Raw genomic sequence first — 553 nt, forward strand, 5'->3', positions numbered from 1 at the left:
TTCAAAAGAACGTTCTGAACACCCGGCGCTGGAACACTCGCGAGGAACTCCGCCTCGCGATCGTGGTGTGGATCGAAACGAAATACAACCGCCGACGCCGCCAACGGGGCCTCGGCAAACTCACCCCCGTCGAGTTTGAGACAATTTACACAACCGCAAACGCGGCCTGAAAACCATCAACCCCCAGTGACAACCAAACTCTGGGCAGACCCCACTTCGTGGAAGCCAAGTTCGAGCTCGGTGAGAACGTCGCCGCAACCCTGCACAAAGGAGACGCCGTGATCGTTATCGGCCGCGAACACACCAGCAGCTGGGGCCCGGACGGGTCCAAAACGTACGGCCGCGTCATCGACGCCGACACCATCGGCGTGGACCTTGGCCGCGCCGTCGCCGCCGTCCGGAAAGTCACCCGTGACGATGACGGACGGTGTGTTATCTCGCGACATCGTGGACACTGGATCTCGTCACTTCGTGGACGGTGAGTCTCATGGCTTCGTGCACAGCTACTGTGCTTGGTCTCCGAGCAGGGCGGGGAGGTCGACACGGCGCTGTT

Annotated in this window: 2 protein-coding genes; both read left to right on the forward strand. The window is 61.3% G+C overall.

Annotated elements, in window-relative coordinates; genetic code table 11:
- Window positions 1–170: IS3 family transposase (locus B7R22_RS18400; protein ID WP_216363343.1), on the forward strand; the 170-nt coding region annotated here is incomplete at its 5' end.
- 48 nt (window positions 171–218) lie between these two features.
- Window positions 219–482, forward strand: a complete 264-nt coding sequence (locus tag B7R22_RS18405) for a single-stranded DNA-binding protein (protein ID WP_116413135.1) — start codon at window positions 219–221, stop codon at window positions 480–482.
- Window positions 483–553: the final 71 nt, after the last annotated feature.

The sequence above is a fragment of the Subtercola boreus genome (assembly GCF_003399635.1).
GTDB lineage: Bacteria > Actinomycetota > Actinomycetes > Actinomycetales > Microbacteriaceae > Subtercola > Subtercola boreus_B.